At 48.8% G+C, this 23,918-nt stretch carries 19 protein-coding genes and 1 pseudogene; 2 read left to right on the forward strand and 18 right to left on the reverse strand.

The window, feature by feature from the left end; translation table 11 throughout:
- Positions 1–85: 85 nt before the first annotated feature.
- From K9N57_11100 to K9N57_11140, 9 genes are all read right to left on the reverse strand, one after another.
- Complete coding sequence (locus K9N57_11100) at positions 86–1,312, reverse strand: ABC transporter permease (protein ID MCF7804729.1); 1,227 nt, start codon at positions 1,310–1,312, stop codon at positions 86–88.
- Between the two features lie 102 nt (positions 1,313–1,414).
- On the reverse strand, positions 1,415–2,644 hold the full coding sequence (locus K9N57_11105) for an ABC transporter permease (GenBank protein MCF7804730.1): 1,230 nt from the start codon (positions 2,642–2,644) through the stop codon (positions 1,415–1,417).
- Between the two features lie 3 nt (positions 2,645–2,647).
- Positions 2,648–3,352, reverse strand: a complete 705-nt coding sequence (locus K9N57_11110) for an ABC transporter ATP-binding protein (protein ID MCF7804731.1) — start codon at positions 3,350–3,352, stop codon at positions 2,648–2,650.
- Between the two features lie 49 nt (positions 3,353–3,401).
- Positions 3,402–4,703 (reverse strand): efflux RND transporter periplasmic adaptor subunit, encoded by a 1,302-nt coding sequence (locus K9N57_11115; protein ID MCF7804732.1) that lies wholly within the window; start codon positions 4,701–4,703, stop codon positions 3,402–3,404.
- 30 nt (positions 4,704–4,733) lie between these two features.
- Positions 4,734–6,068 carry a TolC family protein gene (locus tag K9N57_11120; GenBank protein ID MCF7804733.1) on the reverse strand — a complete coding sequence of 445 codons (1,335 nt, stop codon included), beginning with the start codon at positions 6,066–6,068 and terminating at the stop codon, positions 4,734–4,736.
- 22 nt (positions 6,069–6,090) lie between these two features.
- Positions 6,091–6,903: a YIP1 family protein gene (locus K9N57_11125; GenBank protein ID MCF7804734.1), complete on the reverse strand. Its 813-nt coding sequence runs from the start codon at positions 6,901–6,903 to the stop codon at positions 6,091–6,093.
- A 226-nt stretch (positions 6,904–7,129) separates the two neighbouring features.
- On the reverse strand, positions 7,130–8,122 hold the full coding sequence (locus K9N57_11130) for a hypothetical protein (GenBank protein MCF7804735.1): 993 nt from the start codon (positions 8,120–8,122) through the stop codon (positions 7,130–7,132).
- Complete coding sequence (locus K9N57_11135) at positions 8,119–8,973, reverse strand: ABC transporter ATP-binding protein (GenBank protein MCF7804736.1); 855 nt, start codon at positions 8,971–8,973, stop codon at positions 8,119–8,121. Before K9N57_11135 ends, K9N57_11130 begins: the two co-directional genes overlap by 4 nt.
- Complete coding sequence (locus tag K9N57_11140) at positions 8,973–9,341, reverse strand: GntR family transcriptional regulator (GenBank protein ID MCF7804737.1); 369 nt, start codon at positions 9,339–9,341, stop codon at positions 8,973–8,975. Before K9N57_11140 ends, K9N57_11135 begins: the two co-directional genes overlap by 1 nt.
- A 185-nt stretch (positions 9,342–9,526) precedes the next feature.
- Between K9N57_11140 and K9N57_11145 the strand changes: the two genes are divergently transcribed.
- A complete protein-coding gene (locus tag K9N57_11145; protein ID MCF7804738.1) occupies positions 9,527–10,135 on the forward strand; it encodes a DUF3365 domain-containing protein in 609 nt (202 codons plus the stop codon).
- Between the two features lie 24 nt (positions 10,136–10,159).
- Here the strand turns inward: K9N57_11145 and K9N57_11150 are convergent, their stop codons facing one another.
- From K9N57_11150 to K9N57_11165, 4 genes and pseudogenes are all read right to left on the reverse strand, one after another.
- Positions 10,160–11,251, reverse strand: coding sequence for a hypothetical protein (locus K9N57_11150; protein ID MCF7804739.1), 1,092 nt, complete (start codon positions 11,249–11,251; stop codon positions 10,160–10,162).
- A 63-nt stretch (positions 11,252–11,314) separates the two neighbouring features.
- Positions 11,315–11,818 (reverse strand): CopD family protein, encoded by a 504-nt coding sequence (locus K9N57_11155; GenBank protein MCF7804740.1) that lies wholly within the window; start codon positions 11,816–11,818, stop codon positions 11,315–11,317.
- Between the two features lie 318 nt (positions 11,819–12,136).
- Positions 12,137–13,546: a nitrite reductase, copper-containing gene (gene nirK, locus K9N57_11160; protein ID MCF7804741.1), complete on the reverse strand. Its 1,410-nt coding sequence runs from the start codon at positions 13,544–13,546 to the stop codon at positions 12,137–12,139.
- Positions 13,547–13,818: 272 nt separating this feature from the next.
- Positions 13,819–14,370: pseudogene (locus K9N57_11165) on the reverse strand (hemerythrin domain-containing protein).
- Between the two features lie 198 nt (positions 14,371–14,568).
- Here K9N57_11165 and K9N57_11170 point away from each other — a divergent pair.
- Positions 14,569–14,985 carry a putative zinc-binding protein gene (locus tag K9N57_11170; GenBank protein MCF7804742.1) on the forward strand — a complete coding sequence of 139 codons (417 nt, stop codon included), beginning with the start codon at positions 14,569–14,571 and terminating at the stop codon, positions 14,983–14,985.
- 208 nt (positions 14,986–15,193) lie between these two features.
- Here the strand turns inward: K9N57_11170 and K9N57_11175 are convergent, their stop codons facing one another.
- From K9N57_11175 to K9N57_11195, 5 genes are all read right to left on the reverse strand, one after another.
- Positions 15,194–15,622, reverse strand: a complete 429-nt coding sequence (locus tag K9N57_11175) for a peptidylprolyl isomerase (protein MCF7804743.1) — start codon at positions 15,620–15,622, stop codon at positions 15,194–15,196.
- A gap of 150 nt (positions 15,623–15,772) precedes the next feature.
- Entirely contained in the window at positions 15,773–18,670 is a 2,898-nt protein-coding gene (locus K9N57_11180; GenBank protein ID MCF7804744.1) for a response regulator, read from the reverse strand.
- A gap of 101 nt (positions 18,671–18,771) precedes the next feature.
- The gene (locus tag K9N57_11185; protein MCF7804745.1) at positions 18,772–22,113 is read right to left on the reverse strand and encodes a PAS domain S-box protein; all 3,342 of its coding nucleotides are present in this window, start codon (positions 22,111–22,113) and stop codon (positions 18,772–18,774) included.
- A gap of 685 nt (positions 22,114–22,798) precedes the next feature.
- Positions 22,799–23,398 (reverse strand): DUF6448 family protein, encoded by a 600-nt coding sequence (locus K9N57_11190; protein MCF7804746.1) that lies wholly within the window; start codon positions 23,396–23,398, stop codon positions 22,799–22,801.
- A 166-nt stretch (positions 23,399–23,564) separates the two neighbouring features.
- Positions 23,565–23,900 (reverse strand): cupin domain-containing protein, encoded by a 336-nt coding sequence (locus K9N57_11195; protein MCF7804747.1) that lies wholly within the window; start codon positions 23,898–23,900, stop codon positions 23,565–23,567.
- Positions 23,901–23,918: the final 18 nt, after the last annotated feature.

Below are 23,918 nucleotides of genomic sequence, written 5' to 3' on the forward strand. Positions count from 1 at the left end.
CCCTGATTGAAACACCCTGATTGTGTTCTGTTGATTGAGGATACTGATGTGTGGGATGCTATGGTGTGTGTAGTTCCTTTGTTATTTATTCATAGCGCAACGATTCTATCGGGTCCATCCGCGCTGCCTTTGCCGCCGGATACAGCCCAAAAAAGAGGCCAATTATTGAGCAAAACCCGAGTGAAACAATGATGGACCATGTCGGAACTGCTGCTGGAAGAGGTGTGACCCTGCCAAGAACCTGAGCGATAATCACGCCAATGATCACCCCCACAATTCCTCCAAAAACACTGAGAATAATCGATTCCACAAGAAATTGTCGCAGAATATCTCCGCGCTGGGCACCAATCGCTTTCCGGACACCTATCTCCCGGGTTCGCTCGGTGACCGTCACGATCATAATATTCATGATACCAATACCAGCCACTAACAGGGATATTGAGGCAATGCCGATTGCGGCATATCGTACCATCTTGGTCATCTCATCGAAGTTGGATGTGAGTGATTCAGACGACCAGATTTCGAAATCGTTCGGTTCGCCAGGTTTGACCTTTCTGACGGTGCGGAGGATCGACGTTACCTCATCCATCGCCTGCTGATATACCTCACTGGATCTCGCGCGGATCGTCAGATTCACAGAATGATTTCGTCCGTACATCTCCTGCCAGGTACTTAAAGGAATAATTACCCGATTATCCCGGCTGTTTCCGAAGCGGGACCCCTTTTTCTCCAGCACACCGACCACTCGGAGCGGTTTACCGCCCACCTTAATTGTCTTCCCCAGGGGATCAATAAATGGGAACAGCTCTTCAACAATATCGACCCCGATCACCGCAACATTCCGATTATGCAGTACATCGGAGTCAGTGAGAAACCTGCCGAACTCAACAAAATATCCGTTAGAGATAGCAAATTCCGGAGTTCCCCCGGCGATGGTAACCGTAGGGGCAGTCCGCTTGTCCCGATGCTTTACCGTTTGGCCAAACTGCCAGTTTTCCACTCCGACGGCAACCACATGTGTGGCCAATTCCTGAACTGCCGCTCCCTGCTCCCAGGTGATATCCTTCCGGTTCCGAAACCGGTGTCGGTCCCGGCCTCCACGATTTACAGCCGGATACTTCTGTACCTGGAATACGTTACTGCCAAGGGCGCTCATTTCTTCGTACACATTTTGTTGAAATCCGACGATCACCGACTGCATTCCGATGATGGTAAACACCCCGATTATCACGCCGAGCAACGTCAGGCTTGAACGAAGTTTATTCGCCCAGAGCGAGTTCAAGGCCATTAAAATTGGTTCTACGATATTCACGATATAAACCTTTTACAATTGAATCGCCGTGACGCAGAGGTAAAATATTTAATATTTTCCTTTACGTCCTGGCGACTTTGCAAGGACAATTTGCTTTCTTTTCTATTCATATCTTAATGCGTCAATCGGATTCAGTTTTGCGGCGCGGCTCGCCGGCCAGAGGCCAAACAGGACACCAATCACCACCACAAATCCGATGCCCAGGACCGCCCAGGTCATGGAAATACTCGCCGGGAGCGGAGTCGATTTATCAATGAAGTATGCGAGGCCAGCCGCAGCCCCCATTCCAATGATTACGCCAACCATACAAACCATCATAGATTCGATCAGAAACTGCATCAGCACATTCCCCCGGGTGGCCCCAAGGGCCTTCCGGATACCGATTTCCCTGGTCCGCTCGGTTACGGATACCAACATAATATTCATAATCCCAATCCCACCTACGAGGAGTGAAATACCGCCAATTCCGATAGCAGTCGCCCAGAGCCCGGAGGTGACTTGTCGGTAAAAGTTCATCAACATTTCCTGATTATTGATTTCAAAGTTTTCGGCTTCACGGGGCTTTAAACTCCGAGCCGTGCGCATAAGCCCCGTAAGTTCTATACGCGCATCTTCCAGCTTCCCCGGGTCACCGACTTTGACTGCTATCATATAAGAGCGCCACGAACCGAAGGTCTTGGTAAACGCACCGTGTGGGATATAGATATTCGAATCCATATCATTTCCCAGCATATTTCCCTGCGATTTGAGCACTCCAATCACCAGGAAACGTCGGTTTGCAAGGTTAATTCGCTGTCCAATAGGATTGGTGTTGGGAAAAAGTGTCTGAACGATGCTATGTCCGATGACCGCCACCATCCGATTACGGTCCACATCGATGAATGAGAGGAACCGACCTTCTGCAATGTCCTGTGGACCGAACCCACCCTCCAATCCATATTCGTTTGTTCCAACGATAGAGGCGTTTTCAATGGCATGTTCCCTTTTGGAAACCTCTGCCCGACTGGACACCTGCGGGATAACCCTTTGAGCCAGCCGGGAATGCTCCTTCACATATTCATAGTGCTCCAGCGTAATTCTGGGCCGCCCCCGCATCTGCCACCAGGCATCCGCGCTGGTATTCACCCAGGGATATCGGTCGATATACAAAACGTCGGAACCCAGTGAACTAATCTGATTTGCAAAACCCTTATTGAGTCCCTCGATAATGGAAATAATCCCTACGACCGTCAATACGCCGATCACGATACCAAGCGTCGTAAGGATTGCCCGGAGCTTGTGTGACCAGAGGGCCTGGAGGGCTATCTTTGTGCTTTCTATGATGTTTCTCATAATCTACGCCTGGGCTGTACGTTTACCATTTTGCGTCATCCGATCGGTATCCACTTTGCCATCAAGGATATGAACACTTCGGTTTGCGAACTCGGCGATGTTCGCCTCATGGGTCACCAGGATTATCGTATTACCGGAGGCATGGAGTCTTGTGAGAACATCCATAATTTCCTCGCCGGTTTTGGAATCCAGGTTACCTGTTGGTTCATCTGCCAGTATAATGGAGGGATTATTCACCAGCGCCCTGGCGATGGCAACCCGCTGACGCTGGCCACCGGATAATTCGGTAGGCTTGTGCATCATCCGCTCCTTCAGGCCAACCCGGATCAACGCTTCCTCCGCTCGTTCACGTCTGTCCTTCTTTGGCATTCCGCTGTAAATCAGCGGCAGTTCAACGTTATGCAGCGCATTCGCCCGGGGCAGCAAATTAAACGTCTGAAACACGAACCCGATTTTTTGATTTCTGATTCGGGCAAGTTCGCTGTCCGTCATGGTATGGACAGGGACATTCTCCAATTTGTACTCACCATCGGATGGGACATCCAGGCAGCCGATAATATTCATCAGAGTGGATTTGCCTGAACCCGAGGGCCCCATGATCGAAACATATTCGTTTTGATTTATATTGAGATCTACACCTCTGAGCGCGTAGACTTTTTCCTGCCCTAAATCGTAAACCTTGGTTATGCCGTTCAGATTAATAAGCACGGCAAACTCCTTTTGTATACTTTCAAAGATGACTTTTCCATTCTAAATATCAGGGAGCCGATGCCCCGAAATCCGGACCGCCGCCACTCCCTGACCGTTCCACCATGGTGCCGTCCTGCAAATCCCGGCTCACCGCCCTGTACGAACCCACAACGATCTCTTCACCGGTTTCAAGCCCCGATAGTATTTCAAAATGGGTATCGCTGCTGATACCAGTCTTCACTGCCCGCTGTTCAACCTCCATCTCGTCTTCGTTCAGGACAAACACAACTTCGCTCATTTCCTCACGGCGGCGCACAGTCTGGGTTGTCAAAGGCACTGGGGATTTGTCCGGATTGGCTGCATTTGGTTTTTTTGCCTTCCCCGGATTATTGTGAGCCTCCGTTCCCAGTGAATCCGGCTTTTTCTGTTCAAGTCGCATTGGTGCACGAACGGTTACGGCCTGAATCGGTACCACGATGGCATTCTGATTGACCTCTGTAATAATCGCCACATCTGCAGTCATTCCGGGGCGCAGTTCAGGAGCGCGTTGGTTGAGCGTCACGGTAATTTCGAAGTTGGTTACCTGCTCCTGGCTTCCAGCGCCGGTGGTCACCGCAGAATGGGCAATCTCTGTGACTGTCCCGTTAAAGACCGTATCCGGCAGCGCGTCCACTTCCACATCCACCGAATCCCCGAGACTCACGTCAATGACGTCGCTCTCATCTACTTCGACGATGACTTCCATAGTGGAGAGATCGGCAATGGTCATAATGAGGTCGCGCTGGAAGGTTGATCCCATAGCAATTTCGCCGACTTCTTTGTCGAGTTTGGTTACCGTCCCGGCGATTGGCGACAAAATGCGTGTTTTGGACAGATCATCTCTGGCCTGTTTAAGTGAAGCCCGGCGCTGTTCCAGGTTGCTCTGGGCTTTATCCACAGAAGCCTGGGCCGCTTCAAGTTCCGCCTCGCTGGCCAGGCCTTTCTTATGGAGATCTTCCGTTCGGCGCAGTTCGCTTTTCGCCAGTTTCAGATCGGCGGCGGCTGAAGTTTCCATGCTCTTGGCTTGCTCCAGTGACGCCTGGTAGCGTTCCTGATCCAGCTGGACCAGGAACTGGCCCTTCTGCACATTATCGCCCTCTAACACGCCGAGATCCATGATTTCACCGCTGACATTCGCCGAAATATTCACCTCGACGGCTGGCTGGACGCGACCGGTCGCGTTGACTTTCTGTATAATTTCACCGGCGCCGACGATTTGGGTATCTACAGCTACAGCACCGGCAGTTTTTTCCCTGGTACCGAAAAAGATCAGCACCGCTAATATTATTACAATCCCGCCGCCAATGAGGAATTTTTTCTTTTTAAACATACTCTACTCCCTTGTCATCTCTGGAAATACTTAGCCCGTTACTAACTGTCCGGTTAATCGTTGGAGCTGCGTTTCCACTGTTTTCGCTTCAAACTTTGTATATATCAACATCTGTCTGGCTCTGGTGATAGCAGCCTGGGCATCCAATACATCTAACAACGTGGCCTGTCCGATATTGTATCGCTCTCGTGCCAACCGTAAATCTTCTTGTGCCGATTGCAAGCTCACTTCATTTAGCTCAATGACCTCGCCGTATGTTTTCAACTGTTCTATCAAATTCTCAACCCGCATGTTAAGTGTGAGGACGGCATCACTATAATCCTTCTGAGCAATGACATAATCCGCGCGACGCTGTTGTACAAAACCATCGGTGCGGAATTGGTTAAAAATGGGGATGCTGACGTTCACTCCAATCCGATAGTTGTATCCTTTGCTGAAGTCGGTATAGAGTTTATCAATCGCATCGCCGGAGCGTCCATAGGAAAAACTTCCGGCGACCGATGGAAGCAAATTGCTCCTGGCCACCGCCAGATTTGCCTTCGAGCGCCGCTGCTCAAGCTCGAGTTGCCGGATCTGTTTATTTGAGGCCTGCGCCTGTTGCATGGCCACGTCCAACGCCGGGATCTCCGGTGACTCGTACTCAAATACCCCAAGGATTACCGGAGCGGAAGCCCGCCGTCCCATTGCTACGTTCAGTTCCCGTTTGGCATTTGACAATTGCTGCTGCTGATTCAGCAGGTTTATCCGATCATTTCCGGCCTGGGTTTTGGCCTTGTAAACGTCGGACTGTGCTACGGCACCCAACCGATAACGCTCTTCTGTTTGCTCCACCTGAGCCTGGCTGCTCTCCAGCGTCCGTTCATAGACCGTGACCAACTCCCGGGCACGTAGAACATTCAGATACGCCGTAGTCACGTCCACCACCAGGTTTTCTTTGGCGGACTTCACTCTGAGCTGTGCCTGTTCAGACGCCAGCGTTGCCATTTTGTAATTATTGCGGACATTGCCACCGTTGTAAATTGTCTGTCTCAGGGAGAGTCCCATATCATAGTAATCTCTGGTAACCTCGACTGGCGATTGAAATTGGACGCCGTAATCAAAACCTTTGCTAATACTGCGGCTGCCGCCCAAGGACGCATTTACCGATGGCAAATACTCGCCAAACGCAGATTTTTCGTTGGCCTGTGCACTCTGCCTACGCTGCCGGGCAATATCGATAGTGACCTTGTTTTCCATGGCAATGTCGATACACTCCTGGATAGTTAGGGTGTCGTCGGACGCAACCGTCTGTTGTCCGTACATTGTGAGCGGCGTTAGTAAAAGAAATCCGCCAAATATCCAGAGTGTTTTCAGTGTGTTCTTCATAAACCGATCATCCTTTCTTCAATTACGAACCTGCGAATCCGGCAAAGAGAAAGGTTCCGGCAGTGGTAATCAGCAGCCATAACGCCCAGAGGCCAAATACTACTGCGGAGGATTTCCCTTTGGAAACCTTATATATAATGCTGAACCCGATAGTAAACAGGGCAAGTCGCCAGACCGTAAAAACATTAATTTGGCTGAGCAGGGTATACAGTGCCTGCTGAAATTTTTCCAGCCGCATAAAATTCTCTGGACTGTACGGTAAGATTACCGCAAGACTCGCCGGTACATCTGCATTTTTGGTAATTCCGATAAACAACATATTATAGAGCGACTCAATGACCTTGACCATCTGTGGCAGGCTGACCACGGCCAATATTTGCGGAAATTTAGCTTCACCACCAATAATTGTGTTCCCGCTAAAAAAATACAATCCCGCCAAGATCATCACCGCGACACCGATACCCCCTAGTGCCCGCAGAAACGACCAATAATATACTTTCGGCGGTGAATACCGGGCTTCCTGCTTCTCGACCTGCTCCTGGAAGCGTTCCTGCATACTCTCTTTCTGTTCCTGGGGCATGTCGCGCTGCATAAAATTTTCCTGCTGAGCCTTCATAGCGCTTTTGGTCATTTCCAGGTTGTAAGGAGCACTCACGATACCGGAAACTCCAACAAAGACCACAGCAACAAGAAATGGAATAAGCCAATCCTGCCAGGTTACTTTTTCCCGAATTTGCGCAAAAACCGCACTCGGAGCGGTAATAACATTGACTAACTTTTCCACTAGACTCATGGATGTTCCATCTGGATTTACTATTGCATTTTGCTCGTTCATCGGTTCCTCGCCTGTTGGTTTAGTGTTGTACTTTCAACATGTGTGCCAACCGGTTTTCATATCGGCGTTTATAATTCAGAAACGCCTCAACCAAAGTATATTTATCCCTATGACCCCAATGTATCTCTTCACCAGACATGCCGTTGATATATCATTTTGATATGCGCTCATATTGAAATGATATATGCTGATATAACCAAACATTCTGTATTTTTTCTAGTAAATGTCACGTGACTTCGATATTCCGTCTATACATGATAAACGTTCCGTACCCAAACAATCCTGCAATCGCTAGTGAAATCAGGGTACGCATACTAAAGATGTATCCGGAAAACGAACCGAACAGTTCGGCCGGTTCTCCCGGGTTGAGACTGTCGGGGACAGTTACCCACTGTTCCTTCATAACATCTGTAAAAATGCCAAAGTTTACGACTATCTGATTGGGTACGTCTATCCTCCCAAAGATGATCTGCCAGACGATAGCCGCGAGAATAATTCCGCCAATACCGATGAGCAGTGGGCGGCCTTTCACCCACACCGAGATAAACATAAAATACATCGCCACCGGCAACAGCCAGAAGAACTGCAGGATATGAAACATCCCCCAGTCGAAGTACAGACTACCCAGTTTGATTTGTGACAGTGATAAACTGTGTTCTGCCAGAACCTCTTTAATTGGGTACGGCATTAACATCGGCAAATACAGCGATACACATATTGTCAACAGATAGCTCAGAACCAAGACGCCGACATATCCGAACAGGACTTTCGAAACGAGTACCGTCACATCAGACACCGGCAGACTGCGGTAATAAAAAGTGCTGCCGTCCGCCCGCTCCTTGTATACAGCATCAGAAAGATAAAAAATCGCCAGGGACAGTACCAGTAAATTTATAAGAACCATACCACCACGAACCACGTGGGTCCAAATTTGCAGAATTTGAACCGGATCCTGCTGCATTTCCTCCAACAGATTGACGGCATTACCCTTCTTCACCTGTTCGTCCCTCTCTTCGGCTCCCCAGGATTTGGACAATTCCAGTGTAGTGCTATCACCTTCTGAGTAGGTCATCAGTTCGCCGGTATCAATATAATGTGCCAGCCGAAACGAACCGAAAGTACTGAGCAATAACAGTGCAACAAACACTCCCAGAAAGATATAGACAACATTCCGCCATTCCAGCCATTCCCGGTTCAACAGCGTCAGTAATGTTTTCATGCCTGCCCTCCCATCAATCCGACAAAGATATCCGCAAGTGCCGGCGTTTTTACTTCCCCGTACTTTTTCATTTCCTCCGGATCAACCCCATCCAACAACACCAGCCGTTTTCCAATGTGCGACGTTTCGTATAGTGGATTATAGGAGCGTACTGCGTCCAAATTACTTTCAGGAACAGCCACCTGCACAAATCGGTCATTCAGGTTTTCCACCGAATCAAAAAGCAACACCTGTCCCTTCCGGATAAAAATCACATCACTCAGAATATGCTCCACCTCTTCTATCTGGTGCGTCGACACGATGATGGATTTTTCCTGATCAAAGAAATCCTCTAACACAGTATTGTAGAACTCCTTCCGAAACAGGATATCCAGTCCGTGAGTCGGTTCGTCCAGGATCAAAATATCGGAATCGGTGGATAGCATGAGGGAGAGATGTAGCTGGGTTTTCATTCCTTTGGACAAGTGTTTAATCTTCCGTTTCATTGTTATTTCCGTTTTTTCAAGATGGGCTTCACACTGTTCCCGGTTAAATCGCGGATGGATCGATTCCTGAAAGGAGAGTATCTGGTGCACCTTCATCCATGGTGGTAGCACCGAGACATCATGAATAACGCCAGTGCGCTCCATCAATGCGTCCCGTTCCCTGTTCGGTTCCATCCCGAGTACAGAAATTTTTCCGGTATAGGAAACCAATCCGGTTAATGCCCTCAAAAGGGTGGTTTTACCTGCTCCGTTCGGGCCAACCAGTCCCACGATCTTCCCCGCCGGGATTTCCAGAGATACGTCCTTTAGCGCGGTGGTCTGCCCGTACCGTTTATCCACATTTTTCATGGTGATAAGATGTTCCATTATTCGTCTCCCTGATACGTGTTTTCGATGATCGTCAGCAATTCCTGTTTCGAAATGTCCAGGAGTTTCGCCTGGCGGACCATCTCCGGAATTTCCTGCTGTTTAAAAGACTCACACTCTGAATCCCTTAATCGCTGCCTGGCACCTTTTTTTACAAACATGCCCAATCCTCTGCGTTTTTCGATAAGGTCTTCATTAATTAGTTCCTGCGTGGCATTTAACACCGTCTGCGGATTCAGATTTTGTTCTACCGAAATCTGTCGTACTGACGGAATGGCCTCCCCCTCCGCAATTTCCCCAGCCATAATAGATTGCCGGATCATCTCAGCAATCTGTAGGTATATCGGGGCGTCATGCTCAAATTGTATGGTCATACATTCCACCTGTTTTAGTGTTACGGTTCAGTATAACACCATAACAACTGCCAGACAAGCAAAAAATTAAATGCCCGGTACTGGATGCAGAGCATTACTTATACACTTCGAAAACCTACCACACTCTTCCGGATAATTAGGCTAATCTGTATATTGGAATATAATGGGAGGAGTGAAAAATGAAATCCGTACACGTAATTATCATTCTCACTATTTTACTTATTGGGTGCCAGTCGAATCAACCAGACATTTCTCAACCGGACCCAGATGAAACGGTGATCATTGATTCGCTGGGCAGCAGGGCGGCTACCATGCTGCTGTCGAATCTTCAACCTGCCCTGCTAAACGCAATCTCTGAGGGCGGTCCGGTAAACGGCATTAACGTCTGCAGTGATACTGCCCAGGCTTTGACACACATGATTAGCCAAAAACTGGGTGACGGGATTTACGTGAAACGGACCACAACCAGATTACGGAATCCGGCGAATGCACCGGACAAATTTGAAAACTTAGCGCTGAAACATTTTCATGAAGCCGCTACGCATACGGGCGAATTACCTTCTAATTACATGCAAAAAATTGACTCAGGCGAGTCCGTGTTTTATCGCTACTATAAGCCGATGCAGGTCGGCGGACTCTGCCTGAACTGTCACGGTCAGCCGGAAAATATCAGCGACCCGGTGAAGAATATCCTGAAAAAACATTATCCCGGCGATAATGCCACAGGGTACAACGCCGGAGATTTTCGCGGGGTAGTGAGTGTAACGATCGAACGAAATCTGAATTGACTTATCCCAGGTGAACAGATGTGATCACCCGGAAAATTTTTTATCCAAAACTGAAGTAATCGTGTTATACAGAAATAACAGGATTGCCACTCCATTCAGCAAGCTGCCGGCCAGACGGATTGGATCACTGGCAAAAAGGTCACTGCCAATTCTCAGAATCAGCGACAGATGCAGCAGGACAAGATGGACATAAAACGAGGCTCGATAGGCGACCTGGAGCTTCAGTACCACTGGGAATATCACCGGAGCGTGGCCGAAGATCATGGAGAAAACGAAGCCGACAAAGGTGGCATGAAGAATAGCATCATACAGGTACCCCGCAGTTGCCGCTCCTGCATAGATTGTGAGTGCTCCTGCCAGCGCCAGCCAGAGATATCCAATTATCAGGGCCAGTGCCATAAACCGGGACAGCCCTCTCTGTTTGACGCTCCGCATGGCCAGATCGTAGCGAAATAGCCAGGCGGCGAGGCTTAGCAGGGCGACGCCACTCAGTCGAACCCCCGTATCAAACCATCCTACTGAAATCACGAGCGCTACAACGTAAAACGCGACGATCCCGATGAACGTTTGGCGGACTCTCCTTTTCGGCTGTAACACCCGGCTCAGTTCCAGCCGTTCCCCGGCAATGGTAAGAATGAGAAATCCTGCCCACCAGTGGACCACCTGCGGCATCGGAAAGCCGCGCAACCACAGAATATTCCCGATAAGCCACAGGTTGGCCCCGATTCCCATAATTATATAGTGGAGTTCAGGATCCTTCCTATATAGGCGAAAGAATACCAATGATAAGACACCGCTACTTGCGGCGATTGCGAGGTTCGGCAATCCCGGTACGGCACCAACGATGAGCAAAACTCCGCCGAATCCAGCGAGTACTGGTGCGATAAACGGCCAGGCTTTCCTGAGAGCAACCGCCCGTTCCAGGCTGATGAGCGTACCCAAAAATCCGGCAATCATCAGCGGACCATGCGCCTCTGGAAAATGCGCCCCTGGAACCGGTAACATCCAGCCGGCACGCCAAAGGCCGGCCCAAATCCCGGTCAGGAGACCAATAATTCCGAGTCCAAGCAAGAGTATGCGGGCCGGAAGTGGAAGATTTAGTTCTGAGTTATTCATATGCTCGAGATCCGACCGTCACCGATCTCGCCGCGGCGGGAATCGGCGACGGAAGTTTATTCCCTACCACGGCGTTCCTCTGACTAACATTATTGCGAAAAATAATACAAACAGGGCGAGAACCAAATTTATCCGGCCGAAGATGCTGGCGCGCTTGCGATATTTGGATGCGTTGTCGGTTTCGCCTCGTTCCCACAATTCAGTGGCTTTCGGGCCGACATAAAAATCGTGAATAGCGCTGGTGATAAAAATCGCACCAACGAAAAACAGCTTATGTCCCAGCGTGCTGCCGAACTGTCCCCGGAAGATCGATCCGTCGATCAATCCTGCCCACCCAAAACGATAGGCCAGGTTGATGATTCCGGTGGCGACGAGCGTACTGAGTACAATCCATCCGATGGTACGAAACCTGGTGCCAGTCCACTCGATGAGCCGGGAGGCCACTTTTTCGAATGGCGGTTTACGTACCACCGGTACCAACACCAATCCCAGGAAAACCATCCCGCCGATCCAGATCATGGCGGAGAGTATGTGCAGGTAGACTGAGATGTAGTAGAGAGTTTTCACGAAAAACCAGTGTTAGTGTGTTTGGGTGTTCAAGTATTCAGGTAAGCACGTGATAGAGTGTTATAGTTAAAGACTGTGACGGCTCTTGAGTCCAGGATCCATAGTCCACTACAAACTTGTTGGTAGTTCCCGCTTTAGCGGGATTAGTTAATTGTTAGTTGTTATTGCTCATCATTTCAAAATTTTCCTTCCCTCATTAAGGGCGTCTTTCTCACAACAAATAACAAACAATCCCGGAAGGGATCCCTTTGGGACGCTCCACCACCAGGTTTTACTTTTTTCTTATACCATATTCCCTATACCTTATACCTTCTCCGGTTACCGGTTTACCATTTTGGTTTGTCCCGCATTGAATATCTCTGGATTTTGGGGACCTGTTACGTTGATGAATCCAATCAGGCCGCGTTCGACCCGTGTCAGAGCGTGGTCTACAATTTTGTAGGTGCCTGGGACTTCGAATTCCAATTCGGCAATAGTCGCTGAACCCGGCGCGACCAGCGTCGTCTGGATATCCTGCATCGGAGCAGTTCCCATGGAACCGTTCGCGTAGACCGCATCCATAATTTCCCCGATAATATGAAACGAAGAAACTTTGTTTGGGCCGCCAACGCCGAAGAAAATTCGGGCGGTCTCGCCTGTTTTCACATCCATGGGATATTTGGAGGTCAGTGAACCGACTGCTCCATTGAGAACGAAATACTCCGGTGTCTCATCCATGAGTTTCTGAGAATCGAACTCCAGATGTCCGCCCTTGCCGACCCTCTCCTTCGTATATAGTTCCTGCTGCATCACATAGAACTCGTGATCCACAGGCTTGAGGCCACTCTCCGGCTCAACAAGAATCATCCCGTACATCCCGTTGGCGATATGGTGCGCTACCATAGGTGTGGCGCAGTGGTAAACGTAAAGCCCGGGTTTCAGCGCTTTAAATGTAAAGGATTTTTCGTTGCCGGGAGAGACAGACATGACTGCGGCACCACCGCCTGGCCCGGTCACGGCGTGAAAATCAATGGAATGGGCTGAAGTATTGGTATCCGGGTTGGTCAGGTGAATTTCTACCTGGTCATTTTCCCGAACCCGGAGAAACGGTCCCGGCACCTGACCGTTGAAGGTGTAATAATCGTAGGAAGCTCCGTTTGATAATTTTCCGGTTACCTCCTGCGCCACAAAATCGAATTGGACTCTTTTTGGCGGCCGGGAATCAATCGGCGGTGGCAGGTCGGACGGATCTCTGGAAATGGATACTGCGTTCTCCGCCACAGGTTGTGATCCAGCGCCAACGCGCAAGACCCCTTCCATTCCGGCCACCCGGTGACCGGCTACCGTACAGTAATAGTAAAAATTGCCCTCCGCATTTACCTTAAACACGATCTGCGTGGCGTCCTGCATTCGCATAATTCTATCGGAGAGTGCATCGAACGCCGGCACCGCCACGTCGTGTGTTCCACCGTCACCGTTTAATAAGATTATCTTGACCACATCATTTTTGGCCACCGATAGAGTAGGGTTGATGGCGTCATCGATATCCCCGGCAGCCCCGGCAAAGACCATACGCCCGTTATTCATTGCAGTTTCCAGGTAAAAAACGGCGTCCGGCTCACCAAACTGAACATCGCCACGAGCCTGCGATCCCAGGTTATTCGGACGGAACAGAGCCGTCAGACTGATGACAAGAATTATCCCGCCGACCCAGATTCCTATCCACAGTGGAATTCGTTTTGTATCCATATCCGTCACTTTCTAATACAATATCTGAATTATGCCGTTTTCCCAATGCGTACCTGCCAGAGTTCAGGTCCTTTCTGGATGTATTCCCACGAGAATTCGCCCTCCCGCTCCATCTGGAACTGGTAATACAGTGGCTTGGGGTCGTGGTCGTTCTCCAGGATAAAACTGGACCCGGATTCCAGATCTTCGAACACCTCAAAGATCTTTGGATGACGTTTTCTGGGTGGGATCTTCCACGCGATCAATTTCTCAGCATCTCCATTGTCAATATTGTCAATATAAATCGCCTTGAGTTCCCGGAGCATCTCATGGTAGCGCTCATGGGCTCCGTCTCCAATACGTTCTGTTTCCAACTGTTCAAAGGCATCATAAAGTTCATCCTGTTTATCAGCACTCAGATGTGTATCGGCCATCATAAATAAGATGTTGTTCTCTTTATCGATATGCCCGTCCAGCCAGTTGAGGTAAGTGCGGATATTTTCCACAATACGATCTTTGGCAGACTCATCGCCATTAGCGTAATTATTTAACGCTTCGGCAAATCCCTGGATATATCCACGCATGGTCTCGTGCTCGGACAACATCACGCCCACCGGCCCGCCTTCTCCGGGAATGCCGACCGCTTCCATCGCCGGGAAAAGCAGGTCTTCTTCTTTGCCGTGATGACACTTATCCGTAAATGTTCGGATGAAATCCAGCAATTGTTCCAGGTGAGCCGTTTCGAATGATTCCCCTTCTTCGATTTGGGTGCAAATCCGATCCAAAATACGCATGGCGAGTCGGACCGCGTCGTGTTCTTCTCTCAGGACATCAGTGGCTTTCATGGTTTCCTCCCTTTATTCAGACTTATTTATCTGAATAATAGAAGATACGTCGACATAAATCAAGAGTTTTTTGTCCTATTTTAGCCGGGTATCGTTCTGAATGCCTCTTTTTCAATAAGAGTTATTCATTCCGTTCCTTGCATACAATGCACCTGGATTTTATATTTCGGATAAATTAATCTGATTTGAAGGGCTTGTATGACGAAAAAAACAAAACACACCGAACTTCCACTCATCTATTCTTGCTCCGGTGTCTCCAATGTTGCTCAGTTGGCGAATGCTGCCGCCGTAGATTTGGACCGGGCAGGTGAAGCCGAAATGTCCTGCATTGCCGGTGTAGGCGGTGACATCCCGTCGCTGGTTCGCAAAGCGCAATCCGGGAGGCATATCATCGCCGTCGACGGTTGTCCGCTTGCCTGTGTCAAACACAGCCTGACGCGGCATGATGTTGAGCCTGACCGGCACCTGCTGCTCAGCGATTACGGATTCCGGAAACACCGAAAGGGAAATGTTCACCAGGATGATATTGAGTATGTGAAACAGTTGATTCGGGATGAACACACACCGGTCCAGGAATACACCGAAAATGTCCCGAGCGAAAAAATCACGAACTAGCAGCGTGACCTTCCGGTGCTACTTCAGTTCAGTTTCCTGAAATATGGCACGTACTGTTTATCTGTTTTCAAAATATGTTTGGTACGCCAGTCTTTTAGAAGGGCTATTTTCTTAACTGTTTTGGGGAATGAAAAAACTAACGAAAATGAAACAGCCGTCGCTCCGGATTGGAACGACGGCTGAACTCGGTAATCCGATGTGAGTAAGATTAGTCGATTTCTACGACCTTGATGTCAAATGTCAGGTCTTTTCCCGCCAGCGGGTGATTCATATCCACTATAATGTTTTCATCACCGACGTTGGTAATGATTCCGGGGATAGCTTGGCCGTCCTGCGTCTGCAGCTGAAGCTGCTGGCCTTTTTCTGCGGGGATTTCATCCGGGAGAGAATCTTTGGGAAATTCCTGAATAAAATCATCATTTTTCTGTCCATACGCTTCATCAGCCTCAATGGTCACGGTCTTTTCATCGTTTAATTCCATTCCGTCAACGGCCTCTTCAAAGCCCGGGATCAACTGACCTTCACCCACGGTAAATTCTAACGGGTCTCCGCCTTCCGATGAATCGAACACACTGCCATCCTGCAGTTTTCCCGTATATTCAACCTTTACAGTATCGCCATTACTTACGCTCATAATATCTCACTTTCCTTTGTGTTGCTATTCAATCGCATCTCTCAATTTTTTCATCAATGGAGAAGGTAAGGGATAGAAACCTGAATTGCATGGGTGAATTCGGATGCTGCTTACACAGTATGCGTGAGGCAATATTTTGTACAGGATTATTTGCTATGGATTATCTTTTGTGATCAAGTCTTTCACTACGAGAGCGAGCTGTTTCCAGTCCACGGGTTTCATGAGATATTTATCTGCGAAATAATCAGTCGCATTGCTGAAATTCACTTTTTCGCTGTACCCGGTGGAAAGAATGAGCGGGATATCCGGCCGGATTGATTTGATCTTTTCGGCTAGAATATCTCCGGTCATTCCAGGCATGGTCACGTCGGAAATCACCAGGTCGAACCGGTCAGGCGCTTCCCGGAAGGTTTGGAGAGCTTTTGCCGGATCAGTCATCCCGGTGATAGAATATCCCAGAAGCTCCAGTGCCTGCTTTTGCCAATCCACGACATACGGTTCATCATCGATAATTAGAATCGATCCGGTACCACGGGGTATTTCATCGGTCTGGTCTCCGCCGTGGTCCGTGGTTGACTCTTTGGAAACCAGCGGCAGGTATATCCGAAATGTTGATCCTTTGTCTAGCTTACTTGAGACTTCGATATGGCCTCCGTGTTCCCGGACAATCCCGTGCGCCACGGAAAGCCCCAAGCCGGACCCTTCGCCCTTGCTCTTGGTGGTAAAATATGGCTCGAATACCCGGTTCCGCACCGACTCCGGCATACCCGTCCCCGTATCACTCACGGAAAGTTCCAGGTATTCTCCGGGTAACAGTTCCGGCACATGCTCGAAATTACTATCGTCTAACGTTACTTGCTGCAACTCGACACTGAGGATCCCGCCTTTTTCCCGCATGGCATGCTTGGCGTTGGTACAGAGGTTCATGATAATTTGATGTATTTGTGTCTGGTCGCCCATTACCATTCCGGACTCATCCGGAATCTCTGTATCGATGCGTATCGTGGCCGGTAAAGAAGCCCGGACCAGATTGATGGTTTCCCCGAGTACGTCCCGCATATCAAGCGGTTTGTGCGTGTGCTCGGACCGCTGACCAAAAGTGAGAATTTGCTGTACCAAATCCTTTGCCCGGTGTCCGGATGCCAGGACATGTTGCAGGTTTTCGAATACTTCGGATTCTTCCGAAATCTGGCGGATGGATAGCTCGGTGAATCCAATCAGCGGAGTCAGGATATTATTAAAATCATGTGCAATCCCACCTGCCAGGGTCCCCAGTGCTTCCATCTTTTGAGACTGCATCAGTTGATCCTGAAGCCGTTTCCGCTCTTTTTCCATTTCCACTCGTTCGGTAATATCCTGGCCCAGAATAAAATATCCGCCGGTCTCTCCGGGTTCCGGGATAAAACTGATTTGCAGGTGCCGCACACCCCCCGTTTGAGTCTGAACAACGTCCTTGATTTCGACCGTTTCTCCGGCGGACACCTTGCGGAAAGCGGAACTGAATTTATCCGATAGTCTGTTCTCGCCCAGAGCGGATGGACGCTTCCCGACTAATTCTCCCTTGGACAGCCCAAAGAGAATTTCACAATTTTGATTTGCCAGGACGAACTCTCCGCTTGAGTTTACATACGCCAGCATAATCGGGAGATTGTCCGTGACAAATTCCAACTGTTCCCGGGCTTGTTCTGCCCTGTCGATGGCTGCCTGATGCTGCTTTTCCAACTGAATATCATACATTGCAAAGCCAATGTCACTGGCCATTTCCCGGAACAGGTCCTGCTCTTCGGGATCATCTTGATATTCCTCTGAGAGAACCACAGAGAGGACTCCATAAACTGTATCCCCGTATCCGATTCTGGCCCCCATTACATCCCCATCCGGATGTGTTTTATGGATTGGACATCGTTCGCAGATTTCACTCTTTTCCGTGATGACTGTCAGGTTCGGCGACGTCAAACAACCCGAGGTGCACGGGAACAGCACCCCTTGTTCAATTTCTTTGAGAAACTCCGTAAAGCCTTCATCAACATTCCGCTGCGCATACTCTTTCACTGAGAGAAGGTCTGAGGTCAGCGCAATCTGGTGATCATCAGTCACGGTGATGGGCTCGAACAAGACCAGCCAGGCGGCGGCAAATCCCATGGTTTCAACCATGGTGTCGCAGCTGAATTCGATCAGGCGCTTCGGATTGTCTTCCCGTACTATAAGTTGGTTCACGTTCCGGATAGCTCGGAGCAACCGGTTTACCCGTTCCAGCCGTAATCCCGCCTCTTGCCTTTCAGTTACATCCCAAACTACCCCGGTTAATCGGTCAATATCACCGTCTTTATTCCGGTGACTTCTGGCATTGATGGAAAACCAGCCTAGTTCCTCCCCATTTCTAATCACCCGGAATTCTGACGTCAAAAGTTCTGTTCTGCTCTTCAGATGTTTATCAAAATTTGAAAGCAGTCTGTCCAGGTCCTCTGAGTGGAGGTATTGGAAAACCTCGGCCAGGGAATTCGGTGTTGACGACAGGGAATAGTGTAAAATCTCCTTTATTTCGTCGGAAATAAAAATATTGTGCTGTTGAAAGTCGTAATAGTCATTGGAATTGAACTCGATATCCCAAATGCCCCCGCCAACGCCTTCTATGGCAAGTTTTAGCCGTTCTTCCTGTTCCCGAACTTTCTGTTCCAGCCTATATTTGTGAAGTGCAATTTCAATATTGGCGTGGAGTTCCCTCTCCTGAAATGGTTTCAGAATGTATCCGTACGGCTCCGTATTTTTTGCGCGCTGCAGGGTGTCTTGTTCGGAATACGCTGTTAAAAAGACGATAGGGATTCCACTCTGCTGCTGAATCTGCTCGGCCGCCATAATGCCGTCCATCTCACCGTCCAGCATGATATCCATCAATACCAGATCCGGTCGGGACCCCACAGCAGTTTCCACCGCCTCCTCTCCGGAGGCCACCGTACCAACCACCTCGTATCCCAGCGATTTCAGCCGGCTCCGAATATCCATCGCCACAATGTACTCATCTTCCACAATGAGGATTTTGTCTGCGGCCATACCTTCCTCTCCCCCTACTCACCCATGTTTACGTTGCACCTGTAATTCTCTGCTATTTATCCCAGGGCTGTCTTCTCACCAACCACGTGGTTGGACCGGAGTCAGGTGAAGGTACTCCGGTCAATATCCTGGAATTCAATCTGAAAGCGCAAACCGTGCCCATTCTCCACCTGTATGGTTCCCTTCAGCTGCTGTACCAAACTCTTGACCAACTGCAATCCCAGCGAATTAGCCTCCATTGATTTTATATCGTCAGAATAGCCGATACCATTATCGGAGACATTCAAAATATATCGCACTCTGCGATCATCATCCCCCTTTGTGTCCCGCAATTTTTCTTTGTGAAATCCGATCAGAATCTCCCCCTGTTGGTCCTCGGGGAAAGCATATTTTAGCGCATTGGAGACCAATTCATTGATAATTAGTCCGCACGGAATTGCCGTATCGATTCCCAGCATAATTTGTTCTACATCCAGCGACAATTTCACGCGCTCTGCTGACTGACTATAGGAACTAAACAACGTCCGGGACAAGGTCGGTATGTATTCGCCAAAATTAATACTGGCGAGGTCCGAGGCCTGGTACAACTGTTCGTGGATAAGCGCCATAGACCGTATCCGGTTTTCACTTTCCCGGAACATCCGCAAAGTCTCCTCGCTTTGAATATCTCTGGCCTGGAGATTCAGGAGGCTCGATATCACCTGCATATTATTTTTCACCCGGTGATGAATTTCTTTGAGCAGTACTTCTTTTTCCTGCAGGGAATTCTTTAGTTCCCGCTCAATCCGCCGGACCTCCGTGACATCCTGAATCGTTCCGTACACCCGGGCGGGATTCGAATCCCCATCAAAACCAACCTTTCCCTCCGCGTGGACATGCCGTTTCCGTCCATCTTTCAGGATAATGGCATAATCATTTTTATATTCCGATCCCGTAGCAATGGCACGCTCAACCTCCCCAAGCATTACGGCCCTTTCCTCCGCCGGGATAAAGGACAAAAAGAATTCCTGTGTTACCATCCCATCGCCTGGTTCAAGATCAAAAATGCGGTAGACTTCGGCCGACCAGAAAATCTTATTTGTCCTTAGATCGAGATCCCAGTTTCCAACTCTGGCAATCCGCTGCGCCTCGGTCAGGCGGGCTTCACTTAGCCTCAGGGCATCCTCAGCCTTCCTGCGATCGGTAATATCCTGGAGCGTCCCGATTATCCGGGCGAGTTCCCCATCCTCATCGAACTCCATTCGACCCAGCAGATGGACCCAGCAAGTTTTCCCATCTTTGGGGCGACAAACTCTGAACTCGCGGTTAAATCCGTTTTCCGTATAATTGGATTCATCCAGTAAGTAAGCAGATATATTTGCTCGGTCATCCGGATGGATTAACTGGAAGCTTCCTTTTAAATCCCGTTGATAATCAGTCGAAATTCCCAGAATCTCGTACACCGTATCCGACCCTTCCCACCAACCGGTATGTAAATTCACTGTATAGTGCCCGATACGGGCAATTTTCTGGGATTCTTTTAACTGCCGCTCGCTCTTCACCAGTTCTTCCTGGGCCTGTTTTCGTCTTGTCAAATTTCTGGAAAAATCACAATGATAGGTTTGTCCATCGAACTCCATGATATTAATGGCGATCTCAACTGGAATATCCGTGCCATCCCTGGTGCGGTGAACTGTTTCGATCATATAGGACCCCAAATCGACCGAGCGCTGCCAGTGCTCGTACCATTCATCCCTGGGAAACACCGGATCAATATCGAACACGGTCATTGCAAGCAGTTCTTCCCGGGAATACTGCAATTCCTCACAGGCTGCATCGTTGACATAGACGATCTCTGCATCTTTTCCAATCCAATAAATGGCGTCCCGGGCATTATCCACGGCGAATTGTGTCCGGCGCAAGATCTCCTCTGTTTTTTTTCGTTCGGTAATATCTCTGTTGATACTGAGGATCGCCCATTGATCGCGGAATTGAGTTACCGAGGCGTTAATTTCCACGTCCATGATCGAACCATCTTGCCGTCGGTGCCGTGTTTCAAAGGAATGATTGTATCCTTTAGCCAGGGTCTTCTTGATGTGATACTTGCCCATGTCCACATCCAGGGAGATCTCCTCAAGGGACATGTTGATAAAATCTCCCCTGGGAATTCCGTATAATTCACATCCGCGTTCGTTGACGTCCAGCACTTTCTCATGGTCCGGATTGAAAATTATTATGGCATCATGAGCATTTTCGAATAGTTCCCGGTAGTCATTCTCCGAGTCTCGCAGAGCCAGTTCAACCTTCTTGCGTACAGAAATTTCCTCCCGAAGCTGCGTATTCATATGCTGCAGTTCCGCCGTCCGTTCCTCCACTCGCTTTTCCAACTCTGCATATGCCGTTTCCAGCGCCCTTTTATTCCGTTTATATTCGGTTAAATCCCGAATACCATACACTTCGCCGTACTCATCACTAAACGGATCCTGTATCCCGGAGATGGTGAGCGCCACCGGTATGCGATTACCTGACTTCGCAATCACTTCAGCCTCTATTCCACCGGTTACGGTCTCCCCCTTAGTTTTGGGTGATATGGTGCCAAACCGGGTAACTAATTCTTTGTGAAAAATTGTGGAGATAGGCTGTCCCACCAGCTCCGATTCCTTATATCCCAGGAGTGTCAACGCACTCTTGTTCGCCATCACGATAATCCCGTTTACGTTCGAGATGAGAAGGGAGTCCGCCATGGTTGCAAATATTTCCCGGGCAGCAGTGGCCGGCGTTAAAACCACCATCCGGTGTTTCCAGATGCCATAGCCGATCAATATGCTGCCTATCATAAATGCAGGGGTTGACATCCCTGGGATTTCCAGGCGCAGATGTTTAAAAACCCCTTCTGTCAGGAACCCGATAAAAACCGGAAACGCTGCCCCGGCGAGGATATAGCGGAGCTGCCTCTTTACCTCGGATTCCGGATGATCCCGATAATACCGGACACCAAACCACAACGTAACAAAACCCAGCCCGGACACCCATACCGAGACAAGGTAGCCAAGTAGAGAGTCAGCCGGAACGTGCGTCCAGCCCCAATATGTCGGGGTGACATCGGAGATAACCAGGTTGGTAAACCCATTTAAAATCATAAATACAACAGCGGGTACATAAATGAAGACATGGGCCAACACAGGAATATATTTCTTCTCCTGATCCCGGAGTAATAAGATCAAATGCAATAATATCGGGGGGAACAGTAACCATGGCGTTGCCAAATGATCCCAAAAATTCGCTACGGAATAGGATTCGGCACTGCGGACCATAAACTCACACAGGGCGACAAAAGCTCCCAGCGAAGCAAAGATAAAGTAAAGCCGATTGATTTTTTTATGGGGTTCTTTGTAATAAACAAAGTTTCCGAAGACAAAGGTGACAACGGCTGATACCAGCGATAATAAGGCATAAAAATTCAACGGTACCTCCATAGGCCGTCAAACATATCAGACCACCCACAGGGCTGGCAAACCGTTATGATATGAAGTGAAATATGCATCCTGGATTTTTGGAGTCAATTCTTTATGGTTTTGTTCCAACCGGCAATGGCAATCTGCGCTCAGTACTGATCCACCATCTGAGCCGATAAAGCAAACCGACGATTTTTCCGGCATCACAAGTCACATATTCAATGACAAATTTAATGCCAGATTCGAAATTTGAATCTCCGGGATGCGGGAGCAGATATTTGGCTCAGTTGCTAATGGGCAAAGATATGATAATTCATGAGAAATACACCGAAATATCATAAAAAATATGGAATTCCCGCTGCTCTGTTTTACTATCTACATTGATTAACCTATTCTGATATTTATTGTATTATCAACAACTTAGGATAGTGCACAATTTACGGTATCATATACCGGTCACTATTTCGAAATGAATATGCTATATGCAGCAATTCAGAAAAAATTGCTTAACAGTGTGTAGATTATGGACGGATACAAAGGCAGAGATAAAATACCAGATACGGTAATAACCGGAAAAATTGTCCGGATGGAATTCCCGGATGGCATCAATTATCCGGGGGTAAAATTAAATGAAAACACCGGACCCTTCCTCCGAAGAAACCGTCCAGATTCAGGGTCCGGCATAAAATGAAATTTACTCGCCTACTCCATGAGCAGGTCCGGCATTAATCTTTTGGTAAAGGCTATGCACGTAGACGATATACTTTACGTATGCATCCACCCATTCCCGGCCGGCTTCTACGCTCTGTCCTTTGTTTTTCTTGGCTTCCATCGCATTTTGAAACCATTTTTCGGTTTCAGTGCGCAGCTCTTCCTGGAGCACCTTCATGATGGCATCTACGTCGCCGGACTCAAGTGCCTTATCGCCGGCAACAATATCTTCCGGATTTGGGATACCGGCGGGTTTGACTCCGGTAAAGGGCATTCCCTCGGATTCGCGATGTAGCCGGACAGCCGTTTCCACGAAATACTGATCGGCCAATTCTTTGGCCTGATTACTTTCCTGCCGGACCGCAGCCGCCTGTTCAAATGCAGACTGTAATTCCTGTTCTTCATCTGCGCCGACCCAAATCTGGATTTTCTGGAATTCGCCGGTATCCAGTGCCTCAATAGCCGCCTGTGCCACCGGACCGTCCATTTTATCACAATGCGCATTACCGATCTGTGGTAAACCAATTAGCATACCCAATGATAACAGGAGTGCAATACTCCACCGGGATGTTTTCAAAATCATCTCATCCTCCTCGTTAAAATTTTACGTCTCGTCTTTATTGAAACCGGAGCATTCTGCTCCGTATTTCCCGGTTTAGTACTGTCGGTGGCCGCTAATAGAGCCGCCGACAGTCTTATGAAATTTAAACCGTCACCGACGCGGATAGCGATCGGCGACGGGAATTTTATCATTTCTCCCGAATCATAGTCAGCAGCATTTTGAACCGTTCCGTTGCCTTCAGCGCGTGTGGATCATCGGCCGGGAGCGTGATCACCTCACCAGATTCCAGGTGATATTCCTCACCGGAGATGGTAATCAGGGATTTCCCATCGATGATGTGGACAAAGGCCTCGTACGGCGAGGTGTGTTCGCTCAGTCCCTCGCCCTTATCGAAGGCAAACAAGGTCAATGTCCCCGTATTCTTTTTGAGTAAGGTTCGACTCACCACCGCACCTTCCTGGTAATCAATCATCTCAGACAGGGTTTCCACCTTAGGTGCCGCTGATTGTGTATTGTCAGTCATATTATTTATCCCTTTATT

Source organism: Candidatus Neomarinimicrobiota bacterium (assembly GCA_021734025.1).
Lineage (GTDB): Bacteria > Fidelibacterota > JAANXI01 > JAANXI01 > JAANXI01 > JAANXI01.